This window comes from Pseudoalteromonas sp. 2CM28B (assembly GCF_023161935.1).
Map to the genome: position 1 here is coordinate 181,899 of NZ_JALNTH010000009.1, position 18,244 is coordinate 200,142.

At 39.8% G+C, this 18,244-nt stretch carries 16 protein-coding genes; 7 read left to right on the plus strand and 9 right to left on the minus strand.

What is annotated here, in order from left to right:
- Positions 1 to 93: 93 nt before the first annotated feature.
- The 5 genes from MTN96_RS14695 to MTN96_RS14715 all read right to left on the minus strand — a co-directional run bounded on the left by MTN96_RS14695 (position 94) and on the right by MTN96_RS14715 (position 7,820).
- Positions 94 to 918, minus strand: a complete 825-nt coding sequence (locus MTN96_RS14695) for a M90 family metallopeptidase (protein ID WP_008114265.1) — start codon at positions 916 to 918, stop codon at positions 94 to 96.
- A 94-nt stretch (positions 919 to 1,012) separates the two neighbouring features.
- Entirely contained in the window at positions 1,013 to 3,895 is a 2,883-nt protein-coding gene (locus MTN96_RS14700; RefSeq protein WP_248532083.1) for a ligand-binding sensor domain-containing diguanylate cyclase, read from the minus strand.
- A gap of 110 nt (positions 3,896 to 4,005) precedes the next feature.
- Positions 4,006 to 4,668 (minus strand): CatA-like O-acetyltransferase, encoded by a 663-nt coding sequence (locus tag MTN96_RS14705; RefSeq protein WP_248532085.1) that lies wholly within the window; start codon positions 4,666 to 4,668, stop codon positions 4,006 to 4,008.
- A gap of 151 nt (positions 4,669 to 4,819) precedes the next feature.
- The gene (locus MTN96_RS14710) at positions 4,820 to 5,860 is read right to left on the minus strand and encodes a Glu/Leu/Phe/Val dehydrogenase (protein ID WP_248532086.1); all 1,041 of its coding nucleotides are present in this window, start codon (positions 5,858 to 5,860) and stop codon (positions 4,820 to 4,822) included.
- A 433-nt stretch (positions 5,861 to 6,293) separates the two neighbouring features.
- A complete protein-coding gene (locus MTN96_RS14715; RefSeq protein WP_248532088.1) occupies positions 6,294 to 7,820 on the minus strand; it encodes a fumarate hydratase in 1,527 nt (508 codons plus the stop codon).
- 166 nt (positions 7,821 to 7,986) lie between these two features.
- Between MTN96_RS14715 and pabB the strand changes: the two genes are divergently transcribed.
- The 3 genes from pabB to MTN96_RS14730 all read left to right on the plus strand — a co-directional run bounded on the left by pabB (position 7,987) and on the right by MTN96_RS14730 (position 11,391).
- Positions 7,987 to 9,345, plus strand: coding sequence for an aminodeoxychorismate synthase component I (pabB, locus tag MTN96_RS14720; protein WP_248532095.1), 1,359 nt, complete (start codon positions 7,987 to 7,989; stop codon positions 9,343 to 9,345).
- Positions 9,338 to 9,913 (plus strand): CoA pyrophosphatase, encoded by a 576-nt coding sequence (locus MTN96_RS14725; protein WP_248532097.1) that lies wholly within the window; start codon positions 9,338 to 9,340, stop codon positions 9,911 to 9,913. Before pabB ends, MTN96_RS14725 begins: the two co-directional genes overlap by 8 nt.
- Positions 9,914 to 10,014: 101 nt before the next feature.
- Positions 10,015 to 11,391: an L-serine ammonia-lyase gene (locus MTN96_RS14730; protein WP_036982272.1), complete on the plus strand. Its 1,377-nt coding sequence runs from the start codon at positions 10,015 to 10,017 to the stop codon at positions 11,389 to 11,391.
- 265 nt (positions 11,392 to 11,656) lie between these two features.
- Here the strand turns inward: MTN96_RS14730 and cysB are convergent, their stop codons facing one another.
- On the minus strand, positions 11,657 to 12,634 hold the full coding sequence (gene cysB / locus MTN96_RS14735; protein WP_069439639.1) for an HTH-type transcriptional regulator CysB: 978 nt from the start codon (positions 12,632 to 12,634) through the stop codon (positions 11,657 to 11,659).
- Between the two features lie 295 nt (positions 12,635 to 12,929).
- Here cysB and MTN96_RS14740 point away from each other — a divergent pair, with 295 nt between their 5' ends.
- A complete protein-coding gene (locus MTN96_RS14740; RefSeq protein WP_138627513.1) occupies positions 12,930 to 13,685 on the plus strand; it encodes a hypothetical protein in 756 nt (251 codons plus the stop codon).
- Positions 13,686 to 13,799: 114 nt separating this feature from the next.
- Here MTN96_RS14740 and MTN96_RS14745 read toward each other — a convergent pair whose 3' ends face one another.
- Positions 13,800 to 15,092, minus strand: coding sequence for an NCS2 family permease (locus tag MTN96_RS14745; RefSeq protein ID WP_008113045.1), 1,293 nt, complete (start codon positions 15,090 to 15,092; stop codon positions 13,800 to 13,802).
- A gap of 118 nt (positions 15,093 to 15,210) precedes the next feature.
- On the opposite strand from MTN96_RS14745, the gene MTN96_RS14750 reads away from it, so the two are divergent.
- The 3 genes from MTN96_RS14750 to MTN96_RS14760 all read left to right on the plus strand — a co-directional run bounded on the left by MTN96_RS14750 (position 15,211) and on the right by MTN96_RS14760 (position 16,946).
- The gene (locus MTN96_RS14750) at positions 15,211 to 15,672 is read left to right on the plus strand and encodes a sel1 repeat family protein (RefSeq protein ID WP_248473737.1); all 462 of its coding nucleotides are present in this window, start codon (positions 15,211 to 15,213) and stop codon (positions 15,670 to 15,672) included.
- A gap of 323 nt (positions 15,673 to 15,995) precedes the next feature.
- Positions 15,996 to 16,430 (plus strand): SulA-like leucine-rich domain-containing protein, encoded by a 435-nt coding sequence (locus MTN96_RS14755; RefSeq protein ID WP_013465228.1) that lies wholly within the window; start codon positions 15,996 to 15,998, stop codon positions 16,428 to 16,430.
- A gap of 39 nt (positions 16,431 to 16,469) precedes the next feature.
- On the plus strand, positions 16,470 to 16,946 hold the full coding sequence (locus tag MTN96_RS14760; RefSeq protein ID WP_138627516.1) for a YchJ family protein: 477 nt from the start codon (positions 16,470 to 16,472) through the stop codon (positions 16,944 to 16,946).
- 67 nt (positions 16,947 to 17,013) lie between these two features.
- On the opposite strand, the gene MTN96_RS14765 is transcribed toward MTN96_RS14760, so the two are convergent.
- A complete protein-coding gene (locus MTN96_RS14765) occupies positions 17,014 to 17,316 on the minus strand; it encodes a DUF6172 family protein (RefSeq protein ID WP_036982253.1) in 303 nt (100 codons plus the stop codon).
- A gap of 212 nt (positions 17,317 to 17,528) precedes the next feature.
- A complete protein-coding gene (locus MTN96_RS14770; RefSeq protein ID WP_036982252.1) occupies positions 17,529 to 18,056 on the minus strand; it encodes a VC2046/SO_2500 family protein in 528 nt (175 codons plus the stop codon).
- Between the last annotated feature and the right edge of the window lie 188 nt (positions 18,057 to 18,244).

Sequence of the window (18,244 nt, forward strand, 5' to 3'; positions counted from 1 at the left end):
CTCACTTGTTATTGTTGCTGTGTGTTGATCTATTACATGATTGCAACAAAAACGCCAGCAAGTTACCAGCGTAATAGGATGAAGTGCATAAAATCAGTGCCAAACAATAGGATCAAATTGATAAAAATCCACTAGCAAATGGTAAATTTCAGGGTCTTCACGGCGTAAATCGGCAGGCTTTTCTAAAAATGTTTCGGTGATCACCGCAAAAAACTCAGCCTCATTGGTGGCTCCATAGCTATGTATTACATGCGGCATACTATAAGCAACATGGGTTTTTAACTGCGAAAACGCTCGGCTAAATACTCTGCCCCATTGTTGGTATTTTGCCTGTGATGCAAGTAGTGGTGTGCCGGTGGTTTTACCGGTTTCTTGATCAAGTTGATGTGCAAATTCATGAAACACTAAGTTATGCCCATCACTGGGTAAGCGGTTGCCCTCAAGCACATCATGCCAGCTAAGCACCAATGTTCCCCCCGGCCACGATTCACCTTGCCTTACTGTATTATGAAAACTGACAAGGCCTGCGTTATCGCGGCTTGATTGGGGCGCGTAATACGCGCTGGGGTAGAGTAAAATTTCTTTTACGTTTTTATACAAAGGCCAAGGCTTGTTAAGCACCAGCAAGCAGGCATCGGCGGCAATAATGAGTTTCATTGCCTCCGTTAGTTGCAATCCATCGCAGCCAACAAAACGCTTTTCATTTAAAAACCACACAATATGGGATGCTAACTTTGCTCGCTCTGCATCGGTCATTTTGTTGTATATGGGCATAGCACGCAGTAACAACGTATGTTGTTGCTCGCTTAATAATAAACCACTGTATTTACGGTGCCACACGGCATTTTGAATATCAGGCCAGCGCCAAAACATTATAATAAATACAATTAAAACAAAAATTAATAGCCCATTTATCATTGGGTCGTCCTAAATCAAACCATTTAGCTTTAACGCTAAAATGCTGCGCCCGTATTATTAAAATAGTAATGGGTGCAGTGAGGCTGTTTTTCAATCACATCACTTCAGTTCGATTTCGACCATTGTTTTTTGCCTTATACAAAGCTTGGTCGGCCCGTGATAATAATCGGTCATAATCATCAACATCACCAGAGTCAGAAACACCAAAACTCACGGTTACGCTGAGGCCTTCTGCGATATTTGAAAAGTTTTTATTTTCAATACATTTGCGTAACTTCTCGCACATTTCTTGGGCCTGCACTGCACTCGTATCGGGAAACACAAAAGTAAACTCTTCGCCACCCCAGCGAGCTACCTCTTGCTCACCTTCGCAGTGCGCTTTAAGAATGTTAGCTATTTCACATATAACCTGATCACCTATGAGGTGTGACCAACCATCGTTAATCCGTTTAAAGTGATCAATATCCATAATAGCGATAGCAAGTGATTTTTTACATGCTTTAAAGTCTGAAAAGTTATCCGCCAGCCAGCCATCAAATGCGCGGCGATTCGGTAAATCAGTAAGCTGATCGTGTGTGGCTTGATACGCAAAGGCACTGGCTTGCTCTTGCAGTGCTTGCGTTTGCTTCACCACTCGACTCGTTAATTCCTTTTCAACTTGTTTATAACGATATAAGCGGTAGCGATAAGCGCTATATATCACCACCACAAAAAGAAAAAACATAAACAACTTAAAGCTTGTTTTTTGCCAAAAGTGCGATTGAATTTCAAAGTTAACGACTTTGTGATTTTGTTGCCAATCAGTATTTGGATAGGCTGCACGTACAGCAAAAGAATACTTGCCCGCAGGTAAGTTAGTGTATTCAGCAGTCGCTATGTTTTGACGGTTGACCCATTCGTTATTAAAGCCTTCCAATTTTGTTTGAAAGTTTAATCGCTGCGGCATAATAAAGCTCAGTCCCGCGTATTGAAATGACAAGCGCGTCACCCCTGGTGGTAAAATAATAGTTTCACCGTCTATAGGTAAGGACGTTGGTTTACCATCAACAGAAAAGCTTTCAACAATCGTTGGTAACGCTATTTTAGTGGCTTCTTTTAAGCGTTCCAGTTTTACTGTACTCACCCCTTTTGCGGTAGCAAACCAAATTGTGCCATCTGAATGAGCGGTTGCAGAGGGGGTTGAACCGCCATTTGCTTGTGCACTGTGCATGCCATCAGCCTCATCGTATAATTGAAAGGCGAGCGTACCTCTATTGTTAGATTTTGAATCAAGCAGCTCATTTACCTGCTTATAATTGACTTCAATAATGCCACGGTTACTTGATAGCCAAAGTGAGTCTTTAAACGGCACAATTTGAAAAAGCTTATCAACGGGTAAACCTAATTCACGCCCTAAAATAGTCATCTTTGCGTTTGAATGCTGATAACGGACTAAGCCACGATCGGTAGCCATCCACGTGTATTTATCATCAATGTAAAAGCCAAACGCATATTGGGCGGCAAATTCAGCAGGAAACTCAACAGGATTAAACACGTCAGTTTGAGTGTCATAAACCACGACCCCATTACCGGTTCCTACCCAAATATTAGCTGAGTTGTCTTCACTCAAGGCTAAAATAAACCCACTCGGCAGCTCTTTTTCATTAGTAAATTGGTTTAAGCTACCATCGGTATTAACGCGTGTCAGCCCCATGGCCGAGCCTATCCATAAGCGATTTTTTGAATCAAAAAGTAAAGATCTTACTTCATTACTACCTAAGCCATTATCACGGTTTAAATAAGGTACGAGTTCGTTATTAACCACTTTTAAAACACCCGAGGTGTATGTGCCTACCCAGACATCACCTTGGTTTTGCTCTAGTAAGCTTAGTATTGAATATGGCGAGCCTTGTTTAGTGCCTTTAATATGGCTGATCTGATTATTGTGCAGCCGATCTAAACCCGTGCTTCCGCCTATCCATAAACTGCCATCAGAATGTGACAATACCGTACGCACATAATCGCTAGATAAGCCTCGCTTTTTGCCCCACGATGAAAACGGCGCTTCTCTTAACCTAAATACACCAGCATTGGTGCCTACCCAAATACTATTTTCTCTGTCTTGTAACAAAGAAAGAATACGGTTAGCGGGTAAAGCATTTTTAGCATCTAATTGCTCTAAACCATCGACGCTAAGCCTAAAAACACCTTTATTAATGGTACCAAACCACAGATCCCCATGATCATCTTCTAACAAACTGGAAATAGATTCCGCCTCGAGTTGTGGGTGAGGCGATTCAAATAGCCCACCATTAAGGATTCGTGCCCCTCTTTCACTTCCTATAATGAGTCGACCTTCACGGGTGATTAACAAGGTATATACGGGAGCATCTGGAACCCCTTGTTGTGGCGTCATCAAAGTGGGTTTGTAGTTGACTATTTTATACAGGCCATCACTGGTCGCCGCCCATATAACCCCCTTGGGGTCTTCAATGATTCGATACGCACTGACATTTTGTATTATTGGGATGTCTTGAGTGCTACTAGCTGAACGATAAAACACACCATCATTCTCAAGCGCTAGCCACAAGTTATCATTTTTACTTTTAAATATATGATTAACCATCGCTTGGGCAGGTGGTTGCGTGTCCCATTGGCGATGTTGATATAGGCTAATACCGCCACGCGCTCCTGCAATAAGTAAACCGCCATCAGATGTAGGGGTTAGCGCACGTACGCCTGAGTCAGGCAAGTCAGTAATTTCGGAGCGAGTAAATAACTTAAACTCTTGGCCATTGAAGCGGGCAAGTCCTTCCCAAGTACCCACCCATAGATACCCATCTTGTGTTTGTGCAAGGCTATTAATGCTATTGTGAGGAAGACCCGTACGTGTATTCCAGGTTTCAAAAAAATAATCACGTAACGGCAAACGAGTCTGCTGTTGTGCGTCAACAGAAAAAATCACCAATAAAATACATAAAATCACTAAGCGATTCATCAGATATTGCCTTTATAATTATTAATTTTTATATTTGGATAAGTTTAGAGCGACAATTTAAGTTAAAAGCACTGCTGGTAAATAATAACATAAAACTTACAACTTTTTAATTAATTATTATTACTTAAATTATTAAATGTATACTGCAATTGCTTTATAAATTTAGCGACATGAAGCCCATCCAACAACGCATGATGAACATCAATAGCGAGCGGCATTTTACCTGTCTCAGTATTGTATTGGCCAAACACAAATTTAGGAATACCATTACTTTGACCGTGGGTAAATGCATGTGAAAAGCTGCTAAAGTTTAACCAAGGTAATACAGAAACATGAATTAAATCTGCTTGCCCTTCAGTTGCTGCAAACGCATCAGAAAACAGTGGGTTTAATTTTGTGGCATTGCTAATAGCTTTCGCCTCACGGGCAAATTCATTTAACGACTCGTATAATTTAAAATAACTAAAGCGAAACGACTCGTCATCGGCAAGCTCGACTACACTTGCCCGCGTAGCACTTAAGTAACAAGGTTTTTGGTTAATAATGCGCAGCATCATCGGCTCATACTTATGACAAACTTTTAGTAAGCAATAAATATAACCATGAAAAAAAGCAATATTAGCTTGTTTACAGGCGATATATAACTTTTCCGCATTCAGTTGTACGCACACATTAAAATAAGGCTGAGTGAACTGCTGAAATAACTCAAAGTGTTGCTTTCGAGGCCATTGCTCAAAATCAAGAGGGGTAATAGAAAAATCAGTAGAGGACATAAAATATAGATAAAGTGTAAAACTAAATTTTACCGTGCTTTATCTATATTCGCATTAACTAAAATGACGCTTTGGGTGTAGTTATACTAAAGTCTTACATAAGGTATAAAAAAGGAGCGTATTTCGCTCCTATTTTAAATCGAGTGGAAACTTAAAGTCCGTTTTCAATAATTTCTTGTGCCAGTTCATCGGCAATTAAATGGGTTGATTTTTGCTCTTTTTCACTACGGGTAAAAATTTCACTCAGTGTATCGTAAATTCTTTCTACGTGTTTATTAGAAGCCTCTTTACTGTAACCCTCTGGTGCAGTTTCGTAATAAACGTTAATAATACCACCTGCATTTATTACATAATCAGGCGCATATAAAATACCTTTTTCACGTAAAATTTCACCATGGCGTGATTCTGCAAGCTGATTATTTGCACATCCTGCTATTATAGTTGCTTTTAAACGAGGGATCGTTGTGTCATTAATAGTGGCACCTAACGCACAAGGCGCATACACATCAACATCTAAGTCGTATATTTCATCAATACCAACCGCTGTTGCACCAAAATCATTTACTACGCGTTCTACCGCTGCTTGGTTAATATCAGTAACAAATAATTCTGCACCAGCTTCAGCCAAGTGCTTACATAATCCATAAGCTACTGCACCTAAACCTTGCACAGCTACTTTAATGCCTGAAAAATCTTGAATGCCGCGCTGATGGTTAAGCGCTGCTTTCATACCTAAAAACGTGCCGTAAGCTGTAAACGGCGAAGGGTTACCACTTTTTCCTTCAAGACCTAGCACGTAATTTGTTTCTTTGTTCATTAACGCCACATCATCACAGGTAATGTTTACATCTTCTGCTGAGTAGTAGCTACCATTTAGTCGCTCTAACTGGCGACCAAATGCGCGAAATAACTGCTCAGATTTGATTTCTTTGGCATTACCAATAATAACCGATTTACCACCACCAAATGGCAAGCGTGCTACGGCATTTTTATAGGTCATCCCTTTTGATAAACGCAGCACATCATATACTGCATCTTCATCGTTAACATAATCCCACATTCTACAACCGCCTACCGCAGGGCCTAAGTTTGTGTTATGTACCGCAATAATGGCTTTCAAACCAGACGCTTTGTCTGAACAAAAAACCACTTGTTCATGGTTATCAAATTCAACTTGATTAAATACAACCACTTTAAATACTCCGAAAATAATGGGCCCTTTTGGGCAAGCACGCTACAAATTGCCGAGACTTTATCACTTCAGTTAATGGTTCGCCATACTATGAGTAGATAAACCAGATAAAGCGCGTCAAAGTGAAATATAAAACGACTTATCGTTAAAAGTAAGCATAAAAAATCCAAAAATAACCATCTGATTAAGTATTAAAGTTAAAAACACCACCGCAATTAAAGTTTACGCTTACGTGAACGTCACCCTAAAGTTATTTGTAAACTTAACCATACACCCTAAAAAAGTACACTACACTTTAAAATACAGTGACTTATACACTAATTGCCTATGCAGCATAAACTGGTCTGAGGTGTATAAGTCTTTGCAAATATAAAAGTAAATAAAAAAGCGAGCACACAGTGCTCGCTTATATGATTGCTTTTTAAGTAAAAATTTACTTCATTTTGCTGTCTAGCTCTTCAATTTTTGCCTTCCAAATAGCAGGGCCTTGGGTGTGTGCATTTGCTCCTTCACTGTCTACGGCAACTGTTACTGGCATATCTTCTACTTCAAATTCGTAGATAGCTTCCATACCTAAATCTTCAAAGGCAACAACACGTGCTTTTTTGATTGCTTTAGATACTAAGTAAGCCGCACCGCCTACCGCCATCAAATACACTGACTGGTGCTTTTTAATAGACTCAACCGTTGCTGGGCCTCGTTCAGCTTTACCAATCATACCCACGATGCCGGTTTTTTCTAACATCATATCGGTAAATTTATCCATACGTGTTGCCGTTGTAGGACCCGCTGGACCTACTGCTTCATCGCCTACTGCATCCACAGGGCCAACGTAATAAATAAACTTGTTATCAAAATCAACACCTTCAGGTAAACCTTCCCCTGAGTTGATCATATCCTGAAGACGTTTATGAGCAGCATCTCGACCCGTTAAAATAGTACCTGAGAGTAAAACGGTTTCACCCATTTTCCATTCTTTAGTGTCTTCTTTAGTAAGAGTATCTAAATTAACACGGCGTGTACCCTCACCTACTTCGAAAGTCACTTCTGGCCAATCTTCTAATTTAGGTGCTTTTAAATTCGCAGGGCCTGAACCATCAAGGGTAAAGTGAACGTGGCGCGTAGCAGCACAATTTGGGATCATAACCACTGGCTTTGAAGCTGCGTGAGTAGGCGCTGTTTTAATTTTAATATCAACAACCGTGGTTAAACCGCCAAGGCCTTGCGCACCAATACCTAATTTATTCGCACGTTCAAAAATTTCTAAACGTAGTTTTTCTTCTGTTGTTTCTGCGCCGCGCTCAATTAGCTCATGGATATCAACCGGATCCATTAATGACTCTTTGGCCATTACCGCTGCTTTTTCTGCCGTGCCACCAATACCTATACCTAGCATGCCAGGTGGACACCAACCCGCCCCCATTGTTGGTAGCGTTTTTTCTACCCACTCAGCCACATCGTCAGATGGGTTTAACATCACCATTTTACTTTTGTTTTCTGAGCCGCCGCCCTTAGCAGCGACCATCACTTCGACTTTATCGCCTGCAACTAAGTCAATGTGAACCACTGATGGCGTATTATCTTTAGTGTTTTTACGTGTTCCCGCAGGATCTGCAACAATCGATGCACGTAAAGGGTTATCTGGATTTAAGTACGCACGACGCGTTCCCTCATCAACCATTTGTTGTACTGTTAAGTCGGTTTTATCCCAATTAACATTCATACCTACTTTTACGAAACAAGTGATGATCCCAGTATCTTGACACAGTGGGCGCTTACCTTCTGCCGACATACGCGAGTTAATTAAAATTTGCGCAATCGCATCTTTAGCGGCTTTACTTTGTTCTTTGTTATACGCTTTTTCTAGTGCTTGAACAAAATCAAGAGGATGGTAAAACGAGATATATTGCAAGGCATCTTCAATGCTATCAATAAAGTCTTGCTGACGAATTGTACTCATAGTGGTTCCTTAAGTTGTTGTTACTCACGCAGCACGTAAGCGATATCAAACCCGTGACGGTGGTTCGAACTGTTTTCAACTACAGCGCTCACTAAACGCTGCCAAATAAATTTGACTTATGATACCCTCCCAGCCCGTTTGGAGCCAGTTCTTATAGGGGTAGTAAATGCTAAACAATAAAAAAAATTGTGTTGAATTAGCCATATCACAAAATTGTATTGAGGTATTTTCGCATTTTGCTCATTTGCCTTACGCCATTTTATTAGATTCGGGTGATAGTGATCACATAAACAGTCGTTTTGACATTATTGCGATTGCCCCCCAGAGCACCCTTGAAGTCGAAAATAATCAAAGCGTTTTTAATAACCAGCCAAACATAAAAAGCTGCTTTGAAATAATGAATAATGAACTGGCAAAGTTAGACAGCACTAAAGCCGCCAACAACTTACCTTTTAATGGTGGCTGGCTGGGTTATTTTGGCTATGACTTAGGCCGTACTATAGAGCAACTACCAAGCAGCGCTTTACACGACATAAATTTACCGCAAATGGCGGTTGGACTTTACCTTGATGCACTGATTTACGATAAACAACTGCGCACGTGGTTTTATGTTTCGCAGCCCAATGCAGACCGCCTTTGGCTATATCAGCAATATTTAGCGCAACCACCTAAACACGAGAGCTTTTCGCTTACATCAGCGTGGCAGTCAAATATGAGTCAGACTAGCTATAGCGAAAAGTTTGCCGCGATTGAAGAATACCTAAAAAGTGGTGATTGCTATCAAATTAACTTAGCTCAGCGTTTTAGCGCACATTACCAAGGCTCGCCTTGGAGCGCCTATGTTAAATTAACTCAGGCTAATAAAGCGCCTTTTTCTAGTTTTATTAATCATCCTCAGGGCGCTATTTTATCAATCTCACCCGAGCGTTTTATTGCAGTACACGACAATAAAGTAGAAACAAAACCCATTAAAGGGACTTTACCTCGCAAAGAAGATGCCCTTGAGGATGCAAAACAAGCAATCTTACTGGCAAATTCAAGTAAAGACCGCGCTGAAAATGTAATGATAGTAGACCTGCTACGAAATGATTTAGGTAAAGTCGCAAAATCGGGCTCTGTTGTTGTACCTTCTTTATTTGCTATTGAAAGCTTTCCATCAGTACACCATTTGGTAAGTACAGTTACATCCATCCTTGATGAAGGAAAAACAGCAGTCGATCAACTTGAAGCTGCATTCCCTGGAGGGTCTATTACCGGGGCACCAAAAGTGCGCGCAATGGAAATAATAGAAGAGCTGGAGCCGCACAGACGCAGCATTTATTGTGGTTCTATTGGCTATATTAGCGCCTGCGGTAATATGGATACCAGTATTACTATTAGAACTTTAGTTACACATCAACAAAAAATACACTGCTGGGCTGGCGGTGGCATTGTTGCTGATTCAAAAGTCGAATTGGAATATCAAGAAACTTACGATAAAGTAAATAAAATACTCCCTATATTAAATGAGGGTCGCTTTGAATAGTGAAACCATTTCGGCTCGTTTTCAATTTAACCGCAGTTTAGCTGTGGATCAGCTCAAAGATAATAAAAAAAAGCGCGCCAGTGCAGTGATGCTACCTTTGATTGATATAGATAATGAAGCACATGTTTTATTGTGTAAGCGGCCAACCTATTTACATCACCACCCTGGGGAGATTTGTTTACCAGGTGGTAAATTTGAAGTTAATGATGTTAACCTGCGGACCACGGCACTGCGTGAATTACACGAGGAGCTAAACATTGCCCCGCATAATGTTCAAGTTTTAGGCCAGCTGCCGGAATACTCTACCCTTACTGGATTTACTATACGTCCTTTTGTGGGCTTAATTAAAAAAGAAACGGTATGGGAGAACGATCATAACGAAGTACAAGCCAGCTTTTTACTCTCTATAAAAGCGCTGAACAACGAAGCTAATTGGCAACCAATCCCCTTTGAACGTAATGGAAGAGCCCTAACTTTAAATGGCTTTATCACTCCTCACGGGCTTTTGTGGGGTGCCACAGCCAGCATTATTAAAAACTTTACAAAACAACTCGCCATACCAGTTTAAATCTTTGCTAATAAGGGTTACACACCTGCATTTCCACGTTATTATAGTCGACCGTTCAAAGAACAGCTGAATGCTGAGAAAACTAAGTAGAGACACACATTATGATCAGTGCATTTGATATGTTTAGCATTGGTATTGGCCCTTCATCGTCACATACCGTTGGCCCAATGCGTGCATCACGCTTATTTGTTAATGACCTAGATGAACAACAACTATTAGCAAATGTGACCGATGTAAAAGTAGAGCTTTACGGCTCGCTTGGCCAAACAGGTGTTGGCCACGGCTCTGGTAAAGCAGTGATACTTGGCTTAGCAGGGTATGATCCTGAAACCATTGATGCCGATTTAGTGGATGACATACTCGCTAAAATTGAAAAAGAACAGGTTATTTACCTAAACCAAACTCACAAAGCTAAATTCCCTAAGCAGGGCGCGATTGTTTTCCATCGCAGAAAGACACTCCCTAAACATTCCAACGCAATGGAAATTATTGCCTATAACAATGGCGAAAAAGTATATAGCAAAGTTTACTACTCTATTGGTGGCGGATTTATTGTTTCGGATGAAGAGTTTGAAAAAGAAAAACAAGCGGCCTTAGATATTCGTGAAGAAAACCCAGCCCCGTTCCCGTTTGGAACGGCTAAAGAATTACTCGAAATGTGTAAAGAGTCGGGTTACAGCGTATCAACGTTAATGATGAAAAACGAAAAAACGTTACGCAGTGAAGAAGCCATTAAAGATGAGCTATTTAATATTTGGCAAGTAATGAAAGCCTGTATTGAGCGAGGTATGCGCACCGAAGGTATTTTACCTGGCGGATTAAAAGTAAAACGCCGTGCGCCAAGCTTATATTTAAAGCTTAATGTAGAAGTGAGTAACGACCCGCTGCGCGCCATGGACTGGGTTGATTTATTCGCATTAGCTGTAAACGAAGAAAATGCAGCCGGAGGACGTGTAGTAACTGCCCCCACAAATGGCGCAGCCGGAATTTTACCTGCAGTATTAATGTATTATCATACTTTTATTAAAGAAGTAGACCGTGATATTGCTACCCGCTACTTATTAACTGCCGCTGCAATAGGCATTTTATATAAAAAGAATGCCTCTATTTCTGGTGCTGAAGTGGGTTGCCAAGGCGAAGTCGGTGTTGCTTGTTCAATGGCCGCAGGCGCACTTACTGAAATTGTTGGTGGTAACGTTGTACACGTAGAAAATGCCGCTGAAATTGGTATGGAACATAACTTAGGGTTAACCTGTGACCCTGTTGGCGGCTTAGTGCAAGTCCCCTGTATTGAACGTAATGCAATGGGCGCTATTAAAGCAATTAATGCCTCTCGCCTGGCCATTCGCGGTAGTGGTGAGCAAAAAGTATCGCTGGATAAAGTAATAAAAACCATGCTCGATACGGGTAACGATATGAAAACAAAATACAAAGAAACCGCTCGCGGTGGACTGGCCGTTAATATTATCGAGTGCTAATTAACCTGAACTCTGGTTAAGAGATTTACTAACATATTGAATCAAAATGATATTTATGTTTATTTTCTCTAGCTAGAGATTTTTAGTGAAAACAAGGCGAAATTACGCGTCAATAGCTCGCCTATTGCAAGTAAATTCAACGCAGTTAGCGCTGAAAATAGCTGCTTGAGATGGATTTATTATCCACAGTTCAGGTTAATTACATAGCACAAAAAAAGCCACTTAGTTGCAAAACTAAGCGGCTTTTCATTGCTGTTTATGGCGGTTACTTAACCGGCAATTCAATATTAGCAAATAACTTATCAACATCTTCTTGATTACGCAGTAAACTCGCACGCTCTACTCGCTCTTTAGTTAAATGCGGTGCAAAACGTTCGATAAAGTCATACATGTAGGTGCGTAAAAAACTGCCCTTTCTAAAGCCAATTTTAGTCGTGCTCGCCTCAAATAAATGGCTAGCATCAATGCACACTAAGTCGCTGTCGTTTACCTGATCAATTGCCATAGATGCAACCACACCCACACCTAGTCCTAAACGCACATACGTTTTAATAACATCAGCATCGGTGGCAGTAAATACAATATGTGGCTCAAGTCCGTAGGCGTTAAATGCTTTATCAAGCTCTGAGCGACCAGTAAAACCAAATACATAAGTGATCAATGGATACTGCGCTATATCTGCCACCGTTAAGTTATCGACTTTTTTCGCAAGTGGATGATCTTTAGCAACCACAATACTGCGATTCCAGTGATAACAAGGCAACATAACTAAATCTGAATATAAGTGCAGTGCTTCAGTAGCAATCGCAAAATCTGCATCACCGCGCGCAGCTGCATCCGATATTTGCTGAGGCGTACCTTGGTGCATATGTAGTGACACTGCTGGGTATTTTTGAGTAAAGCCTTTGATTACACTTGGTAACGCATAGCGTGCTTGTGTATGCGTAGTCGCAATATTAAGTTTGCCTTGATCGGGCAGCGTATGTTCATTCGCAACCGCTTTAATACCCTCAACTTTTGAGAGTATTTCGCGTGATATGTTAATGATTTCTTCGCCAGCGCCTGTAACATGAGTTAAATGCTTACCACTGCGGCCAAAAATTTGTACACCGAGCTCATCTTCTAACATACGTACTTGCTTAGAAATACCAGGCTGGGAGGTAAATAAACTCTCAGCCGTAGCTGAAACATTTAATTTATGATTTTGAACTTCTACGATATATCTAAGTTGTTGTAATTTCATGGCTATGTAGTTTCGTTATAATTCACATTGACAGATAAAAACGCACCCTAACTATAGGTAGCTATATAAAAGGCTGATTAAGGTTACACAATGTAACAATTAATATATTGAAATTTCAGGTTAACACAATAAATACACTTGAGGTAGCAATGATTATCAGCAATCGAAACATAACATATTAAGATTTAAACGCTTTATGGTGACGCTTTTTTCAGTTAATCTGAGCAAAGTTTCCCACCTTTTATATATTTAATGTAAGATTAGATAATAAGGTTAAGAACTTGAGAATTATAACATGATCGTTTCCATTATAATTGTATTAATTGTTGCACTTATAGTCATTGCACTATTGGTTAGTGCTGTTCAGCAACACAAAGAAAAACAAGAAGCTGAACGACGCAAAGAGTTAACAAAACAAAAAGCAATCATTGAAGAAACCGAAGAAGCATTAATGAATAGCGCCAACATTCCACTTTCAGAGGCAACTCAGCGAATATTACAACGACGAATTCATGATGCGCTCAGTCAAATGGTGCCTATTTCAAGCGGAGGTAGTGGACTAAAAAACCGCTTAAAAGAAGCAAAAGAGCGACTACAAAACCCAATTCAAGACGGTTCAGATGATTTTGTTTTACCAGGTAATGACAAGCAACTGATATCACTAATACAGGGTATAAAAAAGCTCCGTACTATTATTCGTTCTGAGCATAATAAAGGCAAAGTAGACAGCCAAGCGTTTATTGCAGAAGACAAACGCCTTGAAAAGCTACAACTAAGAATCAACATTGAAAGCCAAATAAAACGAGGGTTATCAGCGCAAACAGCTGGAATGATAGGCTCTGCTAGGCAGTACTTTGAAAAAGCAGCTGCCACACTTAACAGTGTTTCATTTAATGACGATTACATTACGGCAAAACGAGCTGAAGTTGAAGGCTACCTTGAAACGATAAGTAATGAACTCAAGGCATCAAATGCTACATCATTGAAGAAAAAGAACGAACAAGAGCAAGATGATTTAGACGTATTATTTGCACCTAAAAAGAAATGGTAACTCCTTTCTAAATAAAAAGCCCATGCAGTTGCATGGGCTTTTTTTTGAATAGGATTTTGCCCCACTTTGTGTTTACATACTAGAACATATACATATTCTAACAAGCTGCCTGCATTAAGATAAAAATGCGAACTTAACAATAAACAAGGCCGTTAAAATCCAAACACTAATGCTTACCTGATCTTTTTTGCCACACAGCACTTTTACCGCCGTATAAGAAATAAAACCAAGTGCAATACCGTGTGCAATTGAGAAAGTCAGCGGTGTCATTAATAATACAACACTCACCGGAATTGCATCAGTCATGTCGTCCCAATTTACAAACTTTAAGTTTTGTAGCATCAATACAGATACATATAAAATAGCTCCCGCGGTTGCGTATGCAGGCACCATTTGAGCTAAAGGCGCAAAAAACATCATCAGTAAAAAGCAGCAACCCACAACCACAGCGGTCAAACCAGTTCGACCACCAACAGATACACCTGCAACAGACTCAATGTATGACGTGGTTGTTGAAGTACCGAGCATTGCACCTGCAATGGTAGCTGTGCTGTCAGCGCTTAATGCACGACCTAAACGCGGCATATTACCGTTTTTATCTGCTAAACCAGCTTTTTGAGTAACCGCTACCAACGTGCCTGAGGTATCAAACAAATCAACGAATAAAAACGCAAAAATAACACTCAACATCGACAGTTCAAACGCGGCACTAAAGTCCAGTTGCATAAAGGTCGGCATGATAGAAGGTGGCATTGCAATAACACCATGATACTCCACTAACCCCATAGACACAGCAATCGCGGTGACTAGTAAAATACTGATCAGTACGCCACTTTTAAAATCGCGATAAAGCAGTGCAGCAATAACAAAAAAGCTGAAAATAGCCAATAAAGGACCCGGCGAGGTAATATCACCCAACTGCACCAGTGTTGCAGGACTTGATACAATAATACCGGCACTTTTAAGTGCGATGAGAGCTAAAAATGCGCCAATACCCGTTGCTATTGCTTGCTTGAGCACCAGAGGGATTGCATTAATAATCCACTCTCGCACCTTAAATAAGCTTAGAATTAAAAATATACACCCTGACATAAATACCGCACCCAACGCAGCTTGCCAGCTATAACCCATACCTAATACAACACCATAGGTAAAAAATGCATTTAATCCCATACCCGGTGCCAATGCCAGTGGGTAATTGGCCCACAAACCCATAATAAAACACCCTATTGCAGCTGCAATACAGGTGGCAACAAAGGCAGCACCTTGGTCCATACCCGCTTCAGCAAGCATAGCTGGGTTAACGAATACGATATAAACCATCGTAATAAATGTAGTCATACCGGCAATACATTCACGGCGAACCGAAGAATCATTTGCACGGATTTTGAATAAGGCTTCGAGCATAATAAACTTATGGTTGTAAAAAGTGGCGAGATTTTAGCATAAAAATAACTTTTTACAGGACATTTTACCTTGCTATATACTAAACTAGCTAAGTGATTAAAATAACAAACGAAGTAGCATGATCAAAACGACACCAAGTGGCCAAGACTTAGAGCAACAATTAGACAACATTCTTTCTTTTGTAACGCAACCAAGCGATGCAAATCTCCCTGCGAACTCTAAAAACACCGATCAAGACACATTAAATAAAGCCCTTTATTACCTTAAAAATGAACAAGGCGCCTTAGCCGCAAAATGGATGCGTTTGGCAGCAATGGCAGGAAATTATCGCGCGCAGTTTTATTTAGGGCTGTTTTTTATAAAAGGACAAGGTGTGCCGCAAAGTGTATTTCATGGTGCTGCGTGGCTTAGCTTAGCCGGTAGTCAAGGCTATGAACCTGCCATAGAAGCAATGAGCGATATACGAAAACATATTAGTACCAAACGACTTAAAGATGCTCAATGCTACGCAGCCAGCCTGTATGAACAAATTCACCAGTTACAATTCTCACATTTGATTCCTCCTAGTAGCGAAAAATAATTTCACTGCCCAGCAACTCATTTCATCTGTAAATTAATTAAGCATTTATAGCCAAAACAAGCACGCTTAATTAATTTAAACTACTGTATACCCCCTGTTCATCTGTATTTATTTGTTCCCAGCCTTAAAATTAATTCTGTGGGCATTAACTTTCAATAAAAATTAAATCATTGTTATATATAGATTATTTATATATTTATAGTAACTGTCGCGTTTTAAGATGAATAACTGTACAAAAAAATAGCAAAAAAACACTTGCACCAAACAACTGTATAAACTACTGTATGAATGTACTGTATAAAAACCCAGTGAGTGAGAAGATTATGTTACAGCCAATTACCGTAAGAACAGTTAAAAGTTACCAGCAAGATGACCAATCAGATTGTGTTAACGTTGTACAAATTGAAGATGAAATTTCAGCAACGTTTGAGTTATTAAAAGTATTACACCAATACAACAGCCTAAACGCATGGACACTGTTAATAGCACCAGATAACGTACCGAGCAAAGCGCTACTTGATTCATGCTCAATTGATACCAGTAAATTACTGGTTATTCGTCAAAAACATTTAGTTAATTTAGAGTATGTTTTAAGTTCTGCACTTCACAATGGAAATTTTGCCGCGGTGATCACCTGGACTGACATAATAAATAACCAACAACTGTCGCAGTTATCATTAAACTTGAGCCATACGCGCACTAAGTTGTATTGCTTTAGCAAAAAAAGCGCTCATTCTGAGATTTCACTTACGCAATAAGCTTGATAAACTAGCGTTTTAATACACAGTACATTTATCATGACTTCTAACGCCCTATTATGTTTTTGTGGCAGTCAGCAACCTTATGCTGATTGCTGCGAGCCTTTTCATTTAAAAACCAAACAGCCACACACACCAGAGCAACTTATGCGTGCACGCTACAGTGCTTATGCTGTTAAAAACGCGGTTTTTGTTCGTGAAAGTTATGCAAAAGAAAAACAAGCTGAAAACTCAATTTCAGAAATTAAAGATTTTGCAAATAGTTGCCGTTTTATAAACTTAACCATATTAGACTCTGGTTATAATGATGAAACAGGGTTTGTTACATTTAAAGCTCACTACTTTTATCAAGATTTATATTGCGAGTTGGCAGAAAATTCAAGGTTTATTAAAGAAGATGGACAATGGCGATACCTTGATGGTGAGATTACACCGGTTGCCGATATTAAAGTAAAACGCAATGATACGTGCCCTTGCGGCAGTAATAAAAAGTATAAAAAGTGTCATAGTGTATAAATAACAGCTACAAAAAATGGGCCACAAGGCCCATTTTCAAAAACTACACTAAACGCAAATTAGCGTTTTACTCGCCATCATCTTCATCGAAATCTTGACGCTGTGCAGGTCTTGCTAAAATCTCTAAGTAAAAAGAAGTTAAACCTTGCTTTTCAATTTCACTGATGTGATTGTTAATTTCAGCAACGTGAACCACTTGGGCTTCTTCAACCGTGTTACCAAACTTACAATCAAATGCCCAGTAGTCGGCATCAACAGGTAAAGTTTTATTACGTTCTCTTTTCAAATATTTTTTCACTTCATGCTTTGCAGCATCAACCATACGAGGGTATTTGATTTTCTCATGATTCAGCGTGAATGTTTTCTTCATTACGTTCCTAATTACCTTGGTTTAATGATAATGGCATTTAATGTCATACCATTTGCGCCATTATAGCAATTGCATTTAAATTTTGGATGCTTTTTTTATATTAAATCAGTTATTAAAATAAAGCATCTATAAAATCAATAGTTACTTTCTACTATAAACACAGTTTATTACAATCAAATGGCATGTATAAAGCAGCAATTGAACACATATAATTAGGCACTAAACAAATGTAATGGCTGGTGGATAGCTTCATTTTGTAAATCATCATAAAATGCCACCGCATCCATTTGAGGGTTTGATAGCTCGGTGTTGGTATTTTGAATTCGTCGACGGACTGCTAGTTCACAGTTATCAATGACAGTCAGTGGAATGTGGTTTTTATCATCACGAATATTAAATGGCTCAGGCTTTAAGCACTGAGTTAACTTTATATCACTCATCCCTACAGCGCTTCCCATTTTTGCTAAAAGCTCTGTGTTATTTTTACCAATTAACATATTAAAGGTATCTGGCGCTAATGGCTGCTTTGGACCTGCGCCAAATTGTTTACGCAAAGCATCTTCATCAGCTTGATAATGCTTAGTGTCACTTTTGGGTAGGTGGAATTCACTAAAATCGAGTGCATCGTGAGAGAGCATTGCTAATAAAAGTGCAAACTCGCCTCGGCGGTTTTCGTGCACACTTTCGTTAAGCCTCGTTTTTAACTGGCTCTCCGTGATTAACAAATCACCAATCTGCATAGACTTTAGCCTATTTAACTAATTAATAAGTATTTATCGGCTAAATTTGAATTTTCTTTAGCTTTTTTCTTTACTTAAATAAGAAGTTTGCTATTATCTGCCGCGTTGCATTGGAGGGGTTCCCGAGCGGCCAAAGGGATCAGACTGTAAATCTGACGGCTCAGCCTTCGCTGGTTCGAATCCAGCTC